Here is a 21,051-nt window from a genome sequence, read left to right as displayed (position 1 = left end):
TCACACCTCTTCGTCGTGCTGCAGTTCAAACAGCAGCAGCGAGCGCCCGGTGACCGCGTACTCATGGTGGAAATCAAAGCGTTCCTGCCCGCGTATCGTCGTGTCATGGGTGTCGAGCATGCAGGTCCAGAACTGGCCTTCCGGCACGGGGGGCAGGCGGAAATTGACCAAGTCGTGATGGGCGTTGACCACCAGCAACAACGTGGCATCGCCACCCGGACGGCGAATCCCGGTCTCCTGGGCGCGGCCATCCATCAGCATGCCCAGGCAACGGCCGTGACTGTCTTCCCACTGCTCGGTGCTCATCTCGTTGCCATCCGGCGCGAGCCAGGTGACGTCCTTCACGCCGATGTCTTCGTTGTAGTCGCCCACCAGGAAGCGGCCACGGCGCAGGATCGGGTACGTCATGCGCAGTTTGATCACGCGCTTGACGAACTTGAGCAGCGCCTTGCCGTCATCGTCCAGCTCCCAGTTGACCCAGCCGATCTCGCTGTCCTGGCAGTAGGCGTTGTTGTTGCCGTGCTGGGTGCGCGCGAACTCATCCCCGGCCACCAGCATCGGCGTGCCTTGGGCGAGCAGCAGGGTGGCGAAGAAGTTGCGCATCTGGCGCAGGCGCAGGGCGTTGATTTCCGGGTCGTCGGTGGGGCCTTCGACGCCATGGTTCCAGGACAGGTTGTTGTTGCTGCCGTCCTGATTGTTTTCGTCGTTGGCTTCGTTGTGCTTGTCGTTGTACGACACCAGGTCATGCAGGGTGAAACCGTCGTGGGCGGTGATGAAGTTCACTGAGCTGTAAGGCCGGCGGCCACGGTGGTTGAACATCTCGCCGGATGCGGTCATGCGCCCGGCGAAGTCCGCCAGCTGGCCGTCATCGCCTTTCCAGAAGGCGCGCACGGTGTCGCGGAAGCGGTCGTTCCATTCCACCCAGCCCGGCGGGAAGTTGCCCACCTGATAGCCGCCGGGGCCGCAGTCCCAGGGTTCGGCGATGAGTTTCAACTGGCGCAGCACCGGGTCTTGACGGCAGGCGACGAGGAAACTGTGGCGCTCGTCGAACCCGTCACGATAACGGCCGAGGATGGTCGCCAGGTCGAAGCGGAAACCGTCGACGTGCATCTCGGTGGCCCAGTAACGCAGGGAGTCGGTGACCATCTGCAGCACGCACGGGTGGCTCAGGTCGAGGGTGTTGCCGGTGCCGGAGTCGTTGATATAGAAGCGCTTGTCGTCCGGCATCAGGCGGTAGTAGGAAGCGTTGTCGATGCCGCGCATGGACAGGGTCGGGCCGCGCTCGTTGCCTTCGGCGGTGTGGTTGTAGACCACGTCGAGAATCACTTCCAGCTTGGCTTCGTGCAGGTGCGCGACCATCTCCTTGAACTCGGCGATCTTGCCGCTGGCCAGGTAGCGCGGGTCCGGGGCGAAGAAGGCGATGCTGTTGTAGCCCCAGTAGTTGGTCATGCCTTTTTCCAGCAAATGCTGGTCGTTGACAAAGGCGTGTACCGGCAACAGTTCCACGGAAGAAATACCCAACTGGCGGATGTGCTTGAGCAGATCGTCTTCCATCAGCCCGGCGCAGGTGCCGCGCACGGCCTCGCCGACCGAGGGGTGACGCATGCTGATGCCGCGCAGGTGGGTTTCATAAATGATTGTGCGGTCCCATGGCACGCGCACCGGTTGGTCGTCGCCCCAGGTGTGCGCCGGGTCGATGACCTTGCACTTGGGCACGAAGGGCGCACTGTCGCGTTCGTCGAAACTGAGGTCGTCGTCGGGGTGGCCGATGGTGTAGCCAAACAGCGCCTCGGACCATTTGAGCTCGCCCACCAGCTGTTTGGCGTAGGGGTCGATCAGCAATTTGTGGTGGTTGAAACGGTGGCCGTTGGCCGGGTCATACGCGCCGTACACACGGTAGCCGTAAATCAGCCCGGGGTGGGCGTCGGGCAAGTAGCCGTGGAAGATTTCATCGGTGTATTCGGGGAGTTCGATACGTTCCAGCTCGACCACGCCAGCGTCGTCGAACAGGCATAACTCGACTTTGGTAGCGTTGGCCGAGAACAGGGCAAAGTTGACACCCAGGCCGTCCCAGGTCGCCCCCAGGGGGAAGGGCAAACCTTCGCGAATCCGCGATGGTTCGTGGGCCGGGGGGGCCTGTTTTTTATCGGCTTTGCTCATTGTGTTGCTCCTGCATGGGTCTTTTTTTGGGCCGAACGTAGCCCTGCTGACGAGGGGTCAGCTAATAATCGGGCAAGTGGCTGACCTCCGGCCGGGGTTGCCGGCCGGAGGTTCATGACGGCACAGGGCTTACGGCTTGGGCTTCTTTGTGGCCGCCGGCTTTTTAGCCGCTGGCGCGGCCGGTTTGCCTGCGGCCGCTGCCGGCGGCTTGGCTTTTGCTGCCGGCTTGGGCGCGGTTTTCGGTTTGGCGGCGGGTTTGGGCTTGCTGGGTGTCAGTGCTTCGGCTTCTGCCAACTTGCGGGCCATTTCCCAATGGCGCGCATCCTGACCTTGCGGCTTGCCCTCCGATTCCCAGATCTGATACGCGAATTCGCGAACACGTTTGTCTTCAGTACTCATCACAATGTTCCTCGCAGAAAATTTCAGCTTGATTGATCATCAGGATCGATAAAGACGTTGACCGGGAAATCCCCCAGCGCAGTGCTGATCAACAGCTCCTTGTCTGGTGTGACTGCGCGTGTATGAAAAAGTCCCTTCCAGTTTTCGGTTGGCGCGGCGAACGGTAATTTCACTCGGGTATCGCCCCAAACCCGCGCATTGACCTGGGGATGCACACCGTTTTCCAGCAGGCGATAGGGCCAGCGCGGCACCACCACCAGTGCGCGTTTGCCCTGGTATTCGCGGCAGAACGCGACCACGTGCTCGGCATGTCGACCGACCACGTCCAGGGGCGTGTAGCTGCCCCGATGGAACAGTTCAGGATGGGCCTTGCGCAAGGCCAGCACCTGGGCGATCAAGGCTTGTTTGATACGCCCGTCCCGCCAGTTGAACAACAGCTTGCCGATGTCCGGTGGGGTAGCCAGCGCGTGCTGCCGTGCGTTGAAATCCACCGGGCGGCGGTTGTCCGGGTCGACCAGGCTGAAGTCCCAGAACTCATTGCCCTGGTACAGGTCCGGCACACCCGGCACTGTGACTCGAAGCAAGGATTGCGCCAGCCCATTGAGCGCGCCAGCGGGGGCAATCGCTTGGGCGGCGGCGCCGATGGCGGTGCGCAGTGCGCGGCCTGCGTCGCTGAGCAGCAGGCGCGTGAGAAACGTTTCCACGCCCTGTTCGTAAGCCTCGTTGGGCGCGCTCCAACTGCTCTGCAACTTGGCTTCGCGCAGGGCCTTTTGTTGCCATTGCCAGAGGCGTTGTTGATAGGCTTCGAGTGCCGGCCGGTCGTCCAGGTGCAGGTCCAGCGGCCAACTGCCGAGCAGTACCTGATAGAGGATCAACTCATCGCCTGCCGATGGGCTGCTGGCGTCGTTGCGCAACGGCGCGGCGAGGCGGCGCCAATGCGTCACCTGTTCGGCATACCACCCTGCGCACTCACTCAACACGGCGAGGCGGGCGCGGCTGTCTTCACCGCGTTTGTGGTCGTGGGTGGCGGTGGCCAGCAGGTTGTCGGGGAACGCCTGCAAGCGGTGCTGATTGGCCGCGTGAAAATCGGCCAGCGGTGCGCTGAACTGTTCGGTACTGAAGCCCACGTCGTTGCGCGACAGCAACACCGCCGAGCGATAGAACGCGGTGTCTTCCACGGCTTTGGCGGCGGCCGGCGAGGTCAATTGCTGGAAGCGCACGCAGGCGTGCTTGAGCAGCTTGCGCTCGCGGCCGAGCGGGCGATTGCGCCACGGTTGGCCGCCCAACCATTTTTCCAGGTTGTCCAGCACCGGCCAGTCGCCTTCGCTCAAGGTGCTGCGCGCGCCCGCCAGGGCTTGCAGGAAAAACGTGTCGTCGCGTTCGCTGCGGCCACAGGCGCTGATGTAGGTGCGGTACACCGGGAAATGCACGATCAGTTCCTGCAGGGCGCGGCGGATCGCGCCGAGGGTCAGGTCGCGGCTCATCACGTCGTCGCGGGCCACTTGCAGCAGGGCCTGGGCCACGCTTTCGAAGTCGCCGGCAAGAGAACCGTTGAGGATCTGCCGGCGCGCCAGCCAGGCTTCTTCGATAAAGGCCGACGGCCGTTCGCTGTGCCGGGTCCACAGCTCGGCCAGCGTTGCGAAGCCTTGCGGGCGGTGTTGCAGCAGCGACAGCTGGTTCATGAATTCGTAGCCGGTGGTGCCGTCCACCTGCCAGTCCTCGCGCAGGGTTTCGCCTTCGCCGAGGATTTTTTCGACGAAAATTGGCAGGTGACGCTCGGGCGACAGCGTATCGACCCGCCGCCGCAGCTTGCGGCAATACCCGCGTGGGTCGGCCAGCCCGTCGATATGGTCGATGCGCAGGCCATCGACCAGCCCCTGGCTGATCAACTCGAAGATCTTGCCGTGGGTGGCTTCGAACACGGCACTGCGTTCTACGCGCAGGCCGCCCAGATCGTTGACATCGAAGAAGCGCCGCCAGTTGATATCGTCCGCCGCGGTGCGCCAACTGGCCAGGCGATAGGCCTGTTGCTCCAACAGCCCGTGCAGGCGCTGGAACCCGTCGGGCTGGCGTGCGTCGAAGGTGCCCAGCCGCTGTTCGATGGCCTGCCGCACGGCGTTGTCGGTGGCGCGTTCGGCCAGGGCTTGTTTGAGCCAGGCCGCTTCGGCGTAGGCATCGCTCTGGTAGGCGAGGGTGCTGAAGCGGTCGGCGAGGGGCTTGAGCAGTTCATCGGCGCCCAGAATCGTCGCGTAATCTTGTGGGCAGATCGGGAAGCGGTGTTCGTAGTGCTCGACGGAAAAACTGCCGTGCGCGGCGTCGAAGTGCAGGGTCAACGTGCCGGTTTGCAGGGCTTCGCCGTAGTCGCTGGCGAGGAACGGCATGAGCAATTGGCCCTTGAGCAGCGGGTCGGGCGAGTGCCATTGAATGTCGAAGAATTCGCAGTAGGGACTCAACCGGCCCCATTCCAGCAGGTCGAGCCACCAGGGGTTGTCGGCGCCGCCCACGGCCATGTGGTTGGACACGATATCGAGGATCAGCCCCATGTCGTGTTGGCGCAGGGCGGCCACCAGGCGGCGCAACGCCGCTTCGCCGCCCAGCTCCGGGTTGACGGTGGTGGGGGCGACCACGTCATAGCCATGCATGGAACCTGCGCGGGCACTGAGCAGCGGTGAGGCATACAAATGGCTGATGCCCAGCCGGGCAAAGTACGGCACCAGAGCCACCGCGTCATCGAGGGTGAACCCTTTATGAAACTGCAGGCGCTGGCTGGCGCGCAGGGGCAGAGCCTTCATCGGTCACGCTCATGGGCTTGATTGCGCGCCACCGCCAGCAGTTCCAGGCGGCGCGCGGCACCCGCATTGTCGAGCAGGCTCGCCGCCTCGCCTGGCAGGCGGCGGCGCCAATTGGGGTGGGTGTCGATGGTGCCGGGCAGGTTGGCTTGTTCTTCGAGGCCCAAGGCATCTTCCAGCGGCAGCAGCACCAGCGGCGCGCGGGTGTGGCCGAGGTAGCGCACGCTGGCGTCGATCATGTGGTCGGTTTCATTGCGCACTTCATCGACGAAGTTCTGCGGGTCCTGGCTCAAGGCCTGGCGCAGTGCCTGGCGTTCGCGCAGGCGGTGCTCGCGCCATTGCTCCGTGGTGGGCGCATCGATCAGGCCGAGCTGGACGTTCCAGTCGATGTCGCGGCTGTGCCACCAGCCATTGAGGGTTGGCAGGTCGTGGGTGCTGGTGGTGGCCAGGGCGTTGTCCGGCCAGTCGAGGATCGGCTTGAATTGGCCATCATGACCCTGTTCGAACAGCAGCACGCGCATGCCCAGAATCGAGCGGCCGATGAGTTTGTCGCGCAGGCCGTCGGGCACGGTGCCGAGGTCTTCGCCGAGGACGATGGCCTGGTGGCGGTGCGATTCCAGCGCCAGCAGACGCAACAGATCGTCCACCGGGTAATACAGGTAGGCGCCGTCCTGGGGCGAGGCATCCATGGGCATCACCCACAGGCGTTGCAGGCCCATCACATGGTCGATACGCAAGCCGCCGGCATGGGCGAAATTGGCCCGCAGCATCTCGATAAACGCACGGAAGCCGTGGCGCTTGAGGCCTTCCGGGGCGAAGGCGGAGATGCCCCAGCCCTGGCCGGCGCGGTTGAGAATGTCCGGCGGCGCGCCGACGGTCAGGCCGGCGAGCAATTCATCCTGGCGGCTCCAGGCCTGGCTGCCGCCACCGTCGGCGCCGACGGCCAGGTCGGCGATCAGGCCGATGCTCATGCCACTGCCTCGGGCGGCTTGTTGGGCGCGTTCCAGGCAGCGCGCGATCAGCCATTGGCCGAAGGCGTAAAAGCCGATGTCGTCGCGGTTTTCCTCGGCGAAGCGCAGGAGTGCCGGGCTTTGCGGGCTGCGCCATTGCTCTGGCCAATGGCGCCAGTCGAGGTCTTCGCCCGCGGCGGCGCGCGCGGCCTGGACCGCTTCGAAACGGCAGTGGTTCTCCAGGGCTTCACCGCCCGCTTGGCGGAAACTGAGGAAGTCGGCGTGTTGCGGGTGTTGACCGTGGCGGAAGTCGTCGTACAGGGCACGCAACAGGCGGTGTTTGGCCTTGGCTGCGGTGGGCCAGTCGATCAGGGTGTGTTGTTCGAGGGTGTGCAGCTCGTCGGCCAGACCGCAGGCCTCGATGGCATTGCGCACCTGGCGCTCACCCAGGATGCAGCCGGGCGATGCGTACAGGCTATTGAGAAACAGGCGGCTCGACGGCGAGTACGGGCTGTAGCGCTCGGGGTCGGCGCTGAACATCGCGTGCATCGGGCTGATCGCCAGGGCGTCGGCACCGCGTTCGGCGGCCGAGCGGGCCAGGTGTTCCAGCGCCAGGGTGTCGCCGAACCCGCCGTCGCCGAGGCGGCGCAGGGCGTACAACTGGGCGCTCAGGCCCCAGGCACGTGGGGTTTGACTGTCGACGGCATCGGCGACGCTGTAGCAGTGACGAGGGGCCACGGCCAGGGTGAAGGCCTGGTCGGCGATATGCACTTGGTGGTAGCCGAGGGCGATCACGCCGGGCAGTACCGCGTTGCCGTCGAGGCGTAATTCGAGGACTTCGCCCTCCTCGAGGCTGACCCGGCAGACGGTGTCGGGCGCGAAGTAGCGCGCCAGGTCCAGGCCTTCGCCACTGTCGACGGTGAGCAAGGGCGGCAGGTGTTTGTCCTGTTGCACTTGCTCCAGGTCTCGCAGGCTGGCGTCAATCTCGGCATCGCTGTCGGCCGGGTGGCCCAGGCCTTTGAGGACGGCGCGCAGGGCGTCCGGTTTGACACGTTGCGGGCGGCCGTTTGCGTCGATCCAATCGACCGCCAGGCCCGCTCGGCCGGCGAGGATTTCCAGGTTCGCTTCGCTCAAGGGTGCTCTCCAACAGGGGATAGGGTAACGCGTGCGCTGAAGGGCGCCAGGTGCGCGTGGTCATGCGCCGGCGTTTGGAACAGCACATGCTGCGCAGCGGGTTGATCCAGGGCCGTGGCACTCAGGTTCAGGTCGATCTGTAACAGGCTGCCATTGCCCAGGCGCCAACGCGCACTGACGGCGCGGTCTGCCAGCACCTGCGCACCGAGGGCCACGCTGCCGGGCAGGTGCGGCACGATATGCTGGTGGCGCAGGCGCAGCAGGTGGCGATAGAACTCGGTGTGTTCGTTGGCGGCGAACGACGGCGCCGATTGCTCGAAGGTCGGCAGCGCGTTGGGATCGGGAATCCGCTCGCGCCGCTCGGGGTCGTGGAACGCGGCGAAATCGGCGAATTCATTGCGACGACCTTCGCGTACCGCTTCAGCCAGTTCGCCATGGTGGTCAGTGAAAAACAGAAATGGCTCGCTGGCGTTGACTTCATCGCCCATGAATAGCAACGGGATCATCGGCGACATCAGTAGCAAGGTAGTGGCCGCCTTCAGCGCCTGGGGCGAACACAGTTGGTGCAGGCGTTCGCCGAGGGCGCGGTTGCCGATCTGGTCGTGGTTCTGCAAGAACGCGACGAAGGCGGTGGGCGGCAAGCCGCTGCTGGGTTCGCCGCGTGCATGCCCGTGGCGCGTGGTGTGGCCCTGGTAGACAAAGCCGTCGCTGAGGCAACGTGCGAGTTTGGCGGTAGGCGCTTGGGCAAAGTCGCTGTAGTAGGCATCGGTTTCGCCGGTCAGCAGCACATGCAATACGTTGTGGAAGTCGTCGTTCCATTGCGCATCGAAATCGTGTTTCAGCAGGCTGGCCTGGTTCAGTTCGTTTTCCAGCACCAGCCAAACATGACGGCCGATGTCGACCTGCTGGCGCACCCGGTGCGCCAGTTCCCGCAGGAAACCGGGGTTGTCGATGGCGTGTACCGCGTCCAGGCGCAGGCCGTCGAAGCGGTAGTCGAGCAGCCACATCAGGGCGTTGTCCAGAAAGAAGTCCCGCACTTCACGCCGCTCGAAGTCGATGCCGGCGCCCCATGGCGTATGCACATCTTGCTGGAAGAAGTCTTTGGCGTACTGGCCCAGGTAGTTGCCATCGGGGCCGAAGTGGTTGTAGACCACGTCGAGCAAGACCGCGAGCCCGTGTTCATGAGCGCTGTCGATCAGATGCTTGAGCTGTTCGGGGCTGCCGTAGGCGGCGTGCGGCGCGTAGGGCAACACGCCGTCGTAGCCCCAATTGCGCTCGCCGGGGAATTGCGCCAGGGGCATCAACTCAATCGCGGTAACGCCCAGTTCGGCCAGGCGTGGCAGGTGCTGCTCGACGGCTGCGAAGCCGCCCAGCGCGCCGACATGCAGCTCGTAGATCACCGCTTCATGCCAGGGGCGGCCCTGCCATGGGTGGTGTCGCCATTCATAGGCGAGCGGGTCGACCACCAGGCTCCAGCCATGCACGTCCGAGGCCTGGGCCCTGGATGCGGGATCGGGGACATCCGTTTCCCCATCGATGTTGTAGCGGTAGCGCGTGCCTGCGGGGCACTTTATCTCCGTTTCGAACCAGCCATTTGCCTGGGGCAGCATGGCGACCGAGCGGCCATCTTGCAATTCAACGCTGACATAAAACGCGTCTGGCGCCCACAAGGCGAAACGCGTGTGTTGCGCGTCCAGCATGATTGCGCCGTGGGGCCAGGTTTCCAGAGTCCGTAACGGCATCTATGAAGACCTCCCTTGATTATTTAGTCGATTTCCCCAGCGCCTTGGCCACCAGTTGTTCATACAGTTCGGCATAGGGTTCGACCGCCTGGCACCAGTTGAACGGTTGGGTCATCGCCCGGCAGCGCATGGCGTTGAGCAGGCCTGGGTAGGCGAACACTTTGAACGCACGGTTCAGGGCTTCGCGGTAGCTGTCCACGGTGGACTCGTTGAACAGAAACCCGGTGACGCCGTCTTCGATGGTGTCCGCCAGGCCGCCGGTGTTGCGCGCCACCGGCAGCGAGCCGAAGCGCTGCGCGTACATCTGGCTCAAGCCGCACGGTTCATAGCGCGACGGCATCAGCAGGAAGTCGCTGCCGGCAAACATGCGACGGGCGTCGGTTTCGTTGAAGCCGATGCGTACACCGACCTGGCCCGGGAAACGCAGCGCCAGTTCGCGCATGGCCTGTTCTTCTTCCGGCTCGCCACGACCGATGATCGCGATCTGGCCGCCGTTCTCGACGATAAAGCTGGCGACCGCTTCGGTCAGGTCCAGGCCTTTTTGATAGACCAGCCGCGAGACCACGGCGAACAGCGGGCCGGTGGAGTCATGCAGGCCAAACAGGTTGCGCACGTGGGCGGCGTTGACTGCCTTGCCTTCCCAATCGCCGATATTGAAGTTGTGGGTCAGGTGCGTGTCGGTGGAGGCTTCCCAGCTTTCATCGATGCCGTTGGGAATGCCGCTGAGCAAGCCTTGCTGGGTCTTGCTGGCGAGGAAGCCGTCCAGGCCGCAGCCGAATTCCGGGGTGGTGATTTCCTGGGCGTAGGTGGCGCTCACGGTGGTGATGTGGCTGGAGTAGGCCATCCCCGCCTTGAGGAACGACATCTTGCCGTAGAACTCCATGCCTTCCTGTTGCAGCGCATGGGGCGGAATGCCCAGCTCCGGCGTGGAGGCCAGGCTGACCACGCCCTGGTATGCCAGGTTGTGGATGGTGAACAGGGTCGGTGTGCGTGACCCACGCCAGTGCATATAGGCGGGGGCCAGGCCGGCGGGCCAGTCGTGGGCATGCACCAGGTCCGGGCACCAGTGGATCTGGGCGAGGTTGGCGGCCATGTCGGCAGCGGCCAGGCCCAGGCGCGCGAAGCGGATGTGGTTATCCGGCCAGTCGCGGCCGTTGTTGGCGCCATAGGGCGTGCCTTCGCGCTCGTACAGTTCGGGGCAGATCAGTACGTAGATAACCAGGCCATCCTTGAGGTCCATGCGCCCGATCTTGCATGGCGGCAGCGCGGCGTGGCCACCCAGTTCGCCGATGATATGGATCGGGTTGTCGCTTTCCATCACCTGCGGGTAACCGGGGATCAGCACGCGCACATCGTGCAAGTGCCCCATGGCGCGGGGCAGGGCGGCGGAAACATCGCCTAGGCCGCCGGTCTTGACCAGGTCGGCAAATTCGGAAGTGACGAACAAGACTTTCTTTCGATTGGGGTTATGACTCACGACCGGCCGCACAGCATTGGGCAGATCGACCAACGATGTTGGCCCCCCTGCCGATTTACTAAAACGCTCTCCCTGAGTTTCTACTGCGGCACTGATCATAGTTCTCTCCCACATGTTGGTTGGCTGGTGGCCCGCTGCCACTAGCTCCGAAGACCGCTTCCTGCGGCCAGACGCACAAGCGCTATACAAACTGGCAAGGCTTGTGCCAGTTGCACGGTTAGCTGAAATAGATTGGATGGACGGGCATTCGGTCTGAACCGCTTATGCACGCCTTACCCTAAACCTGACCTACGGCAGAGTTTGAAAGTTTCGATTTTTTGCGGGGCTTTTGTTTTTGAACGGACCCATCGAGCTTGAGTCTAGGACAAATCCTAAAGACTGTAGGGTTTATGTGGAAATTTTGTAGGACAAAAAACTTGTAACGATATGCGACGTTAGAAAACGGTGTGGGCGCCTGGCGATCGGTGGATAGCGCGTGGCGAGGGCGCGCGGTCCGGTTGGTGGGCTGGCGCCCCGCTTCAGGGGCGTTTCGGGAGCAGGCGCCTCGTCACAGCAGTGCGCGCGCGCTGAATTGGTGCGTCAGCCGAGCACGCGAATGGGCGTGCCCGCGGCCCAAGACTGGATATCGGCAATCATCTGCTGATAGAACTGCCGGTAATTCTGCTCGCTGACATACCCGACGTGGGGAGTGGCCAGTACGTTTGGCAAGCGGCGCAACGGATGATCGACCGGCAGTGGCTCCTCGGCATACACATCCAGCGCGGCTCCCGCCAGGCGGCCGTTGCTCAAGGCCTCCAGCAGCGCCGGTTCGTCCACGATCGGCCCGCGTGCCGTATTGACCAGGCGTGCCGTCGGCTTCATCCAGCCGAGCGCCTCGGCATCCACCAGCCCACGGCTACGCTCGCTGAGGACCAGGTGGATGGTGAGAATATCGGCCTGTGCGAACAAGTCGCGCTTGCTGACCCACGTCACCCCGGATTCCGCCGCGCGTTGCGGTGTAAGGTTTTCACTCCAGGCAATCACCCGCATCCCGAACACCTGGGCAAATTGCGCGACCTTCTGGCCAATGCTGCCCAGCCCCAGGATCCCCAGAGTCTGGCCATGCAGGTCGCCGCCCAGGCCCACCTGCCAGTGACCGGCGCGCAGGGAATTGGCTTCGGCCAGCAGGTTGCGCGTGGACGCCATGATCAACGCCCACGTCAGCTCCGGTGCCGCGTGTTTATAGCTGTCGGTGCCGCACACCTGGATACCCAGGGCTTTGGCGGCGGCAAGGTCGATGGCGGCGTTGCGCATGCCACCGGTCACCAGCAGCTTGAGGTTGGGCAGGCCTTGCAGCAACGGGCTATCGAAGGTCGAACGTTCGCGCATCACGCAGATCACGTCGAAGCCTTTCAGGCGCTCGACCATCGTGGCGGTATCCGCCGGGTAATCATGCAGAAAATGCACTTGGCCGAGCGCCGCCAGGGCTGACCAGTCCACCACATCTCGGGCGACGTCCTGCCAATCATCAATGACTGCAATCTGTAGCGACATACGCGGGCGCCTCTTATAACGTTGGATTAAAGGTGGTCGAGCCCCTGCAGCAAGGCCTTGTGGAACTGCGCCGGTTCTTCCATCTGCGGTGCGTGACCCAGGCCGGGGAATTCCACCAGGGTGGCGCGGGGGATCAACTTGGCTACCTGTTTGCCCAGCACCGCGTAGTGCCCGATCTTTGCCTTCACCGCCGGCGGCGCGAGGTCTTTGCCGATGGCGGTGGTGTCGCTGGTGCCGATCAGCAGCAGCGTGGGCACCTGCAGGTCCTTGAATTCGTAGTACACCGGCTGGGTGAAGATCATGTCGTAAATCAGCGCCGAGTTCCATGCCACCTGGGTGTGGCCGGGGCCTTTGTTCATGCCGGCGAGCATCTGTACCCAGCGCTCGTATTCGGGCTTCCAGTGGCCGGCGTAGTAGGTGTCGCGCTCGTAGCTGCGGATGCCGTCGGCGCTCACCTGCAATTCGCGTTCGTACCATTGGTCGACGCTGCGATAAGGCACGCCGAGGGCTTTCCAGTCTTCCAGGCCGATCGGGTTGACCAGCGCCAGTTGCTCGGTTTGCTCTGGGTACAGCAGCGCGTAGCGGGTGGCGAGCATGCCGCCGGTGGAGTGGCCGAGCAGGGTGACCTTCTGAATGCCGAGTTTTTCCAGCAGTTGGTGGGTATTGATCGCCAGTTGCTGGAAGCTGTACTGGTAGCTGTCGGGCTTGCTCGAGGTGCAGAAGCCGATCTGGTCGGGTGCGATCACGCGGTAACCGGCGTCGCTCAGCGCCTTGATCGAACCCTCCCATGTGGCGCCGCAGAAGTTCTTGCCGTGCAGCAGCACCACGCTGCGACCGTTGGCTGTGCCGCTGGCCGGGATGTCCATGTAGCCCATTTGCAGGGATTTGCCCTGGGACTGGAAGTTGAAATGCTCAACCGGGTAGGGGTATTGGAAACCTTGCAGCTCGGGGCCGTAGGCCGGGCTTTCGTCGAAAGCAAGGGCGAGAGGGGGGCCGCTCACCAACAAGCTGGCCATGCAAAGGGTGCGGATTGACGGCATAAGTAAGACTCCGGAGACGTCGCCGGATGCTGGCGCAAATGGATTAAACGCAGGTTAACGCTGTGTTAAACGTAGGCGCAAAAAAAAGGCGAACTTATTGGTTAATAAATTCGCCTTTCGTTTTTTCAACGGACTCCGTTTGGGGGGTCAGATAATCGCGTAACCCGGAAATTGGCCGGTACCCCAATTAAGATACGGAGGAAGGCCACCGCCAGTGGCGACATTGACCGTGTAATGACTTGATGGAGATATTGGAGGAATACCTTCGTTAACCCAAACCTCCTCACTGCGAGGGAATCGGTTGCTGAATCGCCCCCTCAGGCTAGAGGCCGTATCGTATCTGAGCATTATGCCACCGGTACTGGCGATGACACTGTTCATATAGTTCCAGTCTCCAACCCCAACATAACGACATCTCCTGCCGGAGCCGGTGACCTGGATGTTGTAGCTTTTTGACTGGTTCGCCTGATCTCTAACGGTAATGGTTGTGATCCCAGGCCCCGTGAACGTCAGTCGTCCGCGATTGGCATTATCAACGATGGCCACTGATGTGTTACTGGAGCTAAACGTCAGGGCTCCCACGCCCCCGCTGGCGCCACGACCGATATTGCCCGTATACGCGACATCGGTGAACCCGAAGCCTTCCAGTATCCATCCTCCGAGATCCACAAACATCGTAGAGGTATCGAGACCTATTGCAGGTAGTGTCCTGACGACGTAGTTCGTCTCCGGGAAGTTGACAATCTGCGATTCCTTGTTTGCCCCGCTGAAGGCTACCCTGAAGACCACCCTGATCCGGGTGTTATCCGCCAGCGCCGCGAACCAGCTCCGCAATACCGCTATTCCAACCAGGCCGTTCGCTGCTTGCGTTGTGTCGATAAGGTCACCATCGATCACAGTCAGCGAATTTTCACCGGCTATGCAGTACATCCAGACTTGTTGATCCTTGGCACTCAAGGCCCATTTCGCCACGCTTGCCAGTGGATTGCCGGTGATGTTTTGCAGATTGATCACACCGCCTTCCTCGATGTTGTTGATCCGCGGTGCAGGCAAGTCTGCGATGGGAATAGTGTCGACCCTCACCGTCTGCACCTCGGACGGAATGGGGTCGGGGAAGTCCGGGTTCTCCACCCAATACATCAGTTGAATGGTCGTGTTCACGCTGTAATTCAAAAATCCAGCGCTGGTCAGGTTGAACACCACTTCTCCGCCGTCCAGGCCGTTCAGGCTTCTTTCTCCTTCGCTAGAATCGGCGAAGATCCACTTCAGCGTAATACGGTGACGGCTTGTCATACCGTCATATTTAACGCTAACGGTGACGTTGTGTTCATTGCGCAACGGGTCATACGTTACGTCAGGCCCGACGCCTGATGCGCCATTGATCACCGGATGTGGCAGGGTGCCGGGAACTGCTTGAACTATATATTCGCGCACGCGGAACAGGGTAGCCTGGCTCCTGTCGGCGCTGCGATCAAAGCTGACCCAGAAACTGATCGTCAGGTGCGAGCCGTCCTCGAGTTTGCGCAACTCGTCCACTGGCGTCGGCGGCATAATGCCCAGTCTCGCGCCCTCTTCGGTGACCAGGTTCGCGGAGTAGGTGGCTTCAAAGTAAGACGCACCACCGGTATAGGTGCCGCTATATTCCAGCCACATCTGCTGGAATTGGTGAATAAATGCCCACAGATTGATCAGCGTGCGCTCCTCGCCGTTGAGCTGGGAGATATTCAGTACCGGCCGGTCCTGACCTTCGATAGTAGGGACCGGTAACGTGGTCAAGGGCAGCAACTGCAGAAACAGAGTTGGTGACGGTATTCTTCGTGTGCCTCGCAGCACAAAGTACTGCACTTCAATCAGGCGGCCTTCGGGGAGAATATTGGCCCCAACGGTATCGCTCGGCACGTCGAAATGCACCGTTTTCGACGTGTTGCCGTTCTTGATTTCTTCGTGGGTGCCGATACCGGGCACGCCACTCCACACGGCCATGATTCTGTCATTGGGCGACATCGTCAGGAACGATATTGCAATGGTTGCCCCCGTTGTTGCGGACTCCGGCCGCAGTTCGTCGGGGTGCCTCGACGCTTCGATGACTTCCGGCCTTGGCAATTCGCCGATCGCCTTGCCAACAGTCACTTCAAGGATTTCGGAGCGTAGCGTGGTCGAACCGCGTATGAGCGTATAGCTAAACCGAATCGTGCCATCGTTGTTCAGGTCGATAAATTCGCGGTCCACCGGGAACGAAATTTGTCCCGCCACCACCACATCAATTTCGCCTCCAGTGCTGCCGCCCACACCCGAGCCTACCCAGCGCCAAACGACTTTGTCGCCCGGTGCAAAGCGAGTGAAGGGCAGCGTGGTATCGACCTGAAAGATCACATCGTTCGGGTCGATGTTGCCATTCGCGTCGACTCCGTCAATCAGCGGTGCCGGCAGGTCGGCGATACGTTCGCCAATCTCAACCACCCGGTGCTCGGACTCACGGACTGTCAGCACGCCGGCGTCCAGCACTGTGTTGACGCCGTCGTTGACGCGATAAAACACGGCAACAGGACCGAGGCCGATGAACCGCGCAAAATTGGCCGCAGTGACAATCCTGAAGCGCGTAGGCGGCGGCGGTGTGCCGGCTTGCTGGGTTTGCTCATAAAACACTACGCCGCCACCCGCTTGCTGCGCCTCCATGCGTAACGTAACGGGGAAGTTCGGGTTATAGGGGGTGTAGACCGGGAAGTTGATTTTGAGGTAGGGCACGGTCGGATCGATCAATCCCCCCTCATCTTCCTCGATATCAACGGGCGGCATGGTGGAAACGGTACCAAAAATCGTGATAGTCGAACGGCGGGACTCACCAATGACGGTGCCCAGTGGGAATTGCAACTGGTAGGTGATTTGCATCGAGCCGTTGATCAGGTCTTTGAGAATACTGTTACTGACGTCGGTTGTTGCCGACCGACCGGGTCGTGCAGCAAATGGCGGTAACTGAACCGTGATCTCCGTACCGTCGAAGCGCGTGCCGGGCAGGGTCACCAGGATCTGAGCGCCTGTGGGGATCGCGGAGCCATTGGGAAGCCGGGTGGGCACAACCACTTCGATCTGGAAATGGCTTTCTGCTTGTGTGTCGAAGTTGACATCGGAAATGTCCTCGCCATCCACCAAGAAGTAAGGTTGTTCGAGCAAGTCCGGGTTCAAGTCACTTTTCAGGCGCACCGCTTGGGACCACTGCTGCAGTTCCCCGGAGAAGTTCAGTACGACGTCATACACCCTGAACCTGATGATGACTAGGCCGCTGCCACCTGGCAGTAGAATGATCTGCGGTGGGACAAATACCTCAATAGGCGCGAGCCCGTCCGCCTGGGCCTCGCTCAGCACATGTGTCACCAAATGCCCGTTCCAGTAGAGCTCGATGGTGTCGCCCTTTAATGCCTCAGGGTAATGCTCGATGGTAATGAGCACGCCTTCATTTGCGCGGTCAGGGTGCAGTACGGCACCCGGGCCACTCAAGTCGGCGGGCAGATGAAGAATCAACGCTGAGTGGTAAAACTCTCCTGGGTCCTGATCGACCCCTCCAGGGCGCGTTGCTTTGATAAACCAGGTTTGCTCGTCTGATGTACTGACCGTGTTGCTCCCTATTCGCCTGACCAATCCAAAGCAAGGGAACACAATACCCAGCGGCACAAGTTCGCGTGGTACCGAGAGCTGGAAGCGGTTCTGGCCAACCTGGTTATCGTCCACTTCGCCCCACGCGACAGGGAATCGCCTATCCGCCATGTAATATTCGAAGACGTCGTGGGCACTCAGCGACGTCCAGCGTTCAAAGGTAATCAGCAAACGGTTTTCGATACTGCGGATGCCAGCTCCTACATCAGCAGGAGGATCTATCAGGGGGCGCACAGTGTTGTCGTTGTAGGGTGGGGGTTCGAGGTCCGCGATGCGCGTGGCGTAAAGAACCGGGAGGCTGTCGCTAGTTTCGTCGGACATGGAAGTGCTCCTTGTAGGCTCATTTTTAAAGTGCCGTGCAAGGTCAGCAGACATCAGGTGCGGGCCTGGGTCTAGCTGTGAGAAATGACAGTGGCGACCAGCGGTTATGTCGCTAAAGGTCTACCCATTGTGTGTCGATCAGTAGTGTCAGCGCACCATACCGGGCGGCTTTCGCCAAGGTCACCAGGAGCAGGAATCGCCACAGCGGCTCGCGCATCACCCCGGCGATCAAGGTCAGCGGGTCGCCGATGATCGGCACCCAACTGAGCAATAACGTCCAATGCCCCCAGCGTTCGTAGTGGCGGCGCGCCTTGTCCAGTTGCCGGGCGTTGACCGGAAACCAGCGCCGCGCCTTGAAGTGCTCGATCGAGCGCCCCAGCAGCCAATTGACCAGCGAGCCGAGCACGTTGCCCAGCGTCGCGATGCCCAGCAGCCACCACAGGCTGTAATGCCCGCTGAGCAGCAGGCCCACCAGCACGGCTTCCGATTGCAAGGGCAGGAGGGTGGCGGCGCCGAATGCCGCAAAAAACAGCCCCAGGTAACCCGTCAGCATCGATCAGTGTGCCGGGTAGTCGGCTACCACCACATCTTTACCGTCGCGGGTCAGGCCGATGACTTGGTAGGCGTCGCCGTGGCCGTCCATTTCCATGCCGGGCGAACCCATGGGCATGCCCGGCGCGGCGATACCGAGCAGATCATCGCGCTTGCGCAGCGCCAACACGTGCTCGGCGGGTACGTGACCTTCGACGAACTTGCCGTCGATCACGGCGGTATGGCACGAGCCCAGGCGCGGCGCGACGCCGAGGCGTTGTTTGACCGCGCTCATATCGGCTTCAACGTGATCATTGACCTTGAAACCGTGGCTTTCCAGATGGCGGATCCATTGCTTGCAGCAACCGCAGTTGGCGTCGCGGTGTACGTCGATGGGGATCAGCTCGGCCGCCTGGGCCAGGCCGGTGGTCAACAGGGCTGAAAGCAGGGCCAGTCGCAATGGGGTTTTCATGGGGCGTCTCGCAAGTCAGAGAAGGTTGTGGGATGGGCGCTATCATGCCAGTTTACGTCCACCGCCAAACCCCCTTCAGGTGCTGGGTTGACCTGCGTCCTGTGGTTTCAGCGAAACTCGAACCGTTCGCTGTGCAGGTTGGCCGGTGGAATCCGGTGGGCGTTCATCAGCTCGCGAACCTTGACCAGCAAGCCTTTGGGGCCGCAGAAGCTGATATGCACTTTGTCGGGGTTGGTCTCGGCCACGGCTTGGCGCAGGGTGTCGGCCAAGCGTTCGAGGCCGCCGGCATTACTGACGAATTGCGCACCTCGTAAGCGGGCCATGGTCTGCACCTGTTCGGCCGGCGGGAAGGCGCGCGCGGGCGTGAAGCAATAGACCAGCGTGGCTCTGTCGAAGTCTTTGGCGGCAGGGTCTTGCAGCCAGGAAATAAACGGCGAAATACCCACGCCGGCGCCGATCCAGATTTCCCGTTCGGCCTGCACGGCACGCTTGAAGCGCCCGTAAGGCGCATACAGATCGGCGCGCATGCCGACCTTGGCGCAGTCTGCCAGGGCGTTGGTGTAATCCCCCAACCCTCTGATCATGAACGCAATCTGCCCGTTTTCACGGTTGGCGCTGGCGATCGTGAAGGGGTGCGGCTCGCGCAACCCTTTGACCTGCATGGCCAGGAACGCGAATTGCCCGGCCTTGAAGTCAAACCCTTTGTGAATTGGCGCCAGTGTCAAATGCAACGCGCCGTTGGCGCGGTTGACGGCCGTCACCCGGTATTCGCCGGCACGCCCAACCCAGGGGTAAAGCACCAATTTATAGAGGGCTCCGATGACGCCCAGGCTGCAGCACAAGGTCAACCAGACGCCCGATGGCGCGGTCAGGGTGATCGGCGATTTGAAACTCAGCCCGTGCAGGATCACGATCAGGAACAGCGGGCCAGACAACTTGTGCCACCAGCGCCAGACGTTGTAAGGAATATTGCGGTTCAACGCCAACAGCACGATCAGGCCCAGCGCCACGTAGCTCAGTTGACGGACGAGGCGCGTCCAGTATTTGGGCAGCTCCAGGATGGGCACGCTGTTCCACACATCCAGGTTAGCTTTGAACACAAAGTGATACGTGGCGAACACCAGCGCCCAGATGCCCAACCACTTGTGTACTTCATAGACGCGATCCAGGCCGCCAAACACGTTCTCCACCACCGACCAGCGACTGGCCAGTACACAGGACGCCGCCATGTACACCAGCGCGCAAGTGCCGAGCAGCAAACTGAGGGTCGCTGAGGTCAGCCACGTCTTGACCGGTATATCCATGAGTAACGTCAACGTCGTGATCAGGAAGAGGACGACGAGGCAGTGACGGGTTTTCAACGGGTGCTCCTAGGGTTTCTTCGGGGGAGTGAATACTCATCTCACATTTTTAGGCTACCCGGTTACGTGAAGAGCGGCCTTGACGTCGGTCATGCGCAAGGGCACAGGCCATGGCCTGGCCCCGCGCTGAAGTCGACCGAGGTTTTTCGCTCAGTTCTTGAAGGTCGAGTGTTTACGGCCCTGGTCGCACAAGGCGAACACCACCACCAGCAGTGCCGCAATCGCGAGGATAATCACCACCCCGCCTGTGGCGTGGGTCGGTGACGCGGCCACCAGGGACAAGGCTCCCAGCGGTGCCAGGCCGCCGGCGATAGCGGTACCGATTTCGCGGCCGGTGCCGAAGCCCGAGGAACGCGTCTGGGTCGGGAATTGACGGCTTAAGAACGAGCCCTGGGGCGCGAACATCATGGGAGCGAGCAGGCCGGTGCCGACGCCGATGGCAATGTAGATCATCAGGCTGTCGCCAGTGTCGAGCAGGGCCAGGAACGGGTAGGCAAACAACAGCGAGCAGACGCCGCCGAGTACCAGCACTTTTTTGCTGCTCCATTTGTCGCACAGCCAGCCGAAGCACGGCACCGCGACGATGGCGATCAGGCTGGCAATGGTCACCGACAGCGACGTGACGTGCACATCGACGCCTTTGAATTGAGTCAGGTAGGCCAGGGAAAACGTCTTGAAGATATAGCTCAGGGCGTTGTAGCCAATGGCTACGAAGAACACCACCGCCAACCCCTTGAGATCGTTCTTGAACAGCGCTTTGAGCGGCGAAGGCTTGGCGACCTTGGGTGCCTGGCTCAGCTCCTTGAACTCCGGGGTTTCCGGAATGCTGTTGCGCACCCACAGGCCGACGCCCACCAACGCGATACTGCAGATGAACGGGATACGCCAGCCGCCTGCCAGCATGAAGTCGTTGCCATTGATGGTCAGCAGGTACACGGTCAATGACGACAGGAGCAGACCCAGGTTCAGGCCCAACGCCGGCCAGGCGCCCTGGCTACCGCGCTTGCCTTCCGACGCGTGCTCGTAGGAAGTGACCGCCGCGCCCGACAACTCGGCCCCGGCGCCCAGGCCCTGGATGATCCGGATGAACACCAGGATGATCGGCGCCCAGATGCCGATGGAGGCATAGCTGGGGATCAGGCCGATCAGCGTGGTACACACGCCCATCATGCAGAAGGTCAATACCAGCACCTGCTTACGGCCGAACTTGTCCCCCAGGTAGCCGAACAGAATGCCGCCGAAGGGTCGGGCGATAAAGCCGATGGCGAAGGTGGAAAAGGCCATGAGCGAGGCGGTTTTCGGGTCACTGTTGTCGAAGAAGATCTTCGAGAACACGATGGCCGCCATGGTGGCGTACAGGTAAAAGTCGTACCACTCCAGCATCGATCCGAAGATCGTGGCGGCGGCGACTTTGCGCAGGCGTTTTTTGCTTTGTGCCGGCGTTTCCGGGGCAGCGGTATGCGGTGTTGCCGTCATTCTGTACTTCCTTCT

General features: G+C 61.9%; 13 protein-coding genes. All 13 read right to left on the bottom strand.

Annotated features, from left to right (window positions below; translation table 11 throughout):
• Positions 1–2,160 (bottom strand): glycogen debranching protein GlgX, encoded by a 2,160-nt coding sequence (gene glgX, locus PverR02_RS17045; RefSeq protein WP_046383598.1) that lies wholly within the window; start codon positions 2,158–2,160, stop codon positions 1–3.
• 129 nt (positions 2,161–2,289) lie between these two features.
• Positions 2,290–2,559 carry a DUF2934 domain-containing protein gene (locus PverR02_RS17040; RefSeq protein WP_079443972.1) on the bottom strand — a complete coding sequence of 90 codons (270 nt, stop codon included), beginning with the start codon at positions 2,557–2,559 and terminating at the stop codon, positions 2,290–2,292.
• A gap of 23 nt (positions 2,560–2,582) precedes the next feature.
• Complete coding sequence (locus tag PverR02_RS17035) at positions 2,583–5,351, bottom strand: malto-oligosyltrehalose synthase (RefSeq protein ID WP_079443971.1); 2,769 nt, start codon at positions 5,349–5,351, stop codon at positions 2,583–2,585.
• Positions 5,348–7,432, bottom strand: coding sequence for a 4-alpha-glucanotransferase (gene malQ, locus PverR02_RS17030; RefSeq protein ID WP_057004598.1), 2,085 nt, complete (start codon positions 7,430–7,432; stop codon positions 5,348–5,350). The genes PverR02_RS17035 and malQ overlap by 4 nt, the downstream gene beginning before the upstream one ends.
• The gene (gene treZ, locus PverR02_RS17025; protein WP_079443970.1) at positions 7,429–9,174 is read right to left on the bottom strand and encodes a malto-oligosyltrehalose trehalohydrolase; all 1,746 of its coding nucleotides are present in this window, start codon (positions 9,172–9,174) and stop codon (positions 7,429–7,431) included. Before treZ ends, malQ begins: the two co-directional genes overlap by 4 nt.
• Before the next feature lie 19 nt (positions 9,175–9,193).
• Entirely contained in the window at positions 9,194–10,750 is a 1,557-nt protein-coding gene (gene glgA / locus PverR02_RS17020; RefSeq protein WP_079443969.1) for a glycogen synthase GlgA, read from the bottom strand.
• A gap of 480 nt (positions 10,751–11,230) precedes the next feature.
• A complete protein-coding gene (locus PverR02_RS17015; RefSeq protein WP_079443968.1) occupies positions 11,231–12,184 on the bottom strand; it encodes a D-2-hydroxyacid dehydrogenase family protein in 954 nt (317 codons plus the stop codon).
• Between the two features lie 26 nt (positions 12,185–12,210).
• Complete coding sequence (locus PverR02_RS17010; protein WP_079443967.1) at positions 12,211–13,224, bottom strand: alpha/beta fold hydrolase; 1,014 nt, start codon at positions 13,222–13,224, stop codon at positions 12,211–12,213.
• 147 nt (positions 13,225–13,371) lie between these two features.
• Positions 13,372–17,196, bottom strand: a complete 3,825-nt coding sequence (locus PverR02_RS17005; protein WP_079443966.1) for an Ig-like domain-containing protein — start codon at positions 17,194–17,196, stop codon at positions 13,372–13,374.
• 112 nt (positions 17,197–17,308) lie between these two features.
• Positions 17,309–17,749: a YqaA family protein gene (locus tag PverR02_RS17000; RefSeq protein ID WP_079443965.1), complete on the bottom strand. Its 441-nt coding sequence runs from the start codon at positions 17,747–17,749 to the stop codon at positions 17,309–17,311.
• 3 nt (positions 17,750–17,752) lie between these two features.
• The gene (locus PverR02_RS16995) at positions 17,753–18,199 is read right to left on the bottom strand and encodes a DUF411 domain-containing protein (protein ID WP_046383590.1); all 447 of its coding nucleotides are present in this window, start codon (positions 18,197–18,199) and stop codon (positions 17,753–17,755) included.
• A gap of 107 nt (positions 18,200–18,306) precedes the next feature.
• Positions 18,307–19,560, bottom strand: coding sequence for a ferredoxin reductase family protein (locus PverR02_RS16990; RefSeq protein ID WP_079443964.1), 1,254 nt, complete (start codon positions 19,558–19,560; stop codon positions 18,307–18,309).
• 150 nt (positions 19,561–19,710) lie between these two features.
• The gene (locus PverR02_RS16985; protein WP_046383588.1) at positions 19,711–21,036 is read right to left on the bottom strand and encodes an MFS transporter; all 1,326 of its coding nucleotides are present in this window, start codon (positions 21,034–21,036) and stop codon (positions 19,711–19,713) included.
• Positions 21,037–21,051 lie beyond the last annotated feature (15 nt).

Source organism: Pseudomonas veronii (genome assembly GCF_002028325.1).
Lineage (GTDB): Bacteria > Pseudomonadota > Gammaproteobacteria > Pseudomonadales > Pseudomonadaceae > Aquipseudomonas > Aquipseudomonas veronii.
The sequence above is the reverse complement of the archived record's forward strand: the minus strand, read 5'-3'. Positions and strand labels throughout refer to the sequence as shown.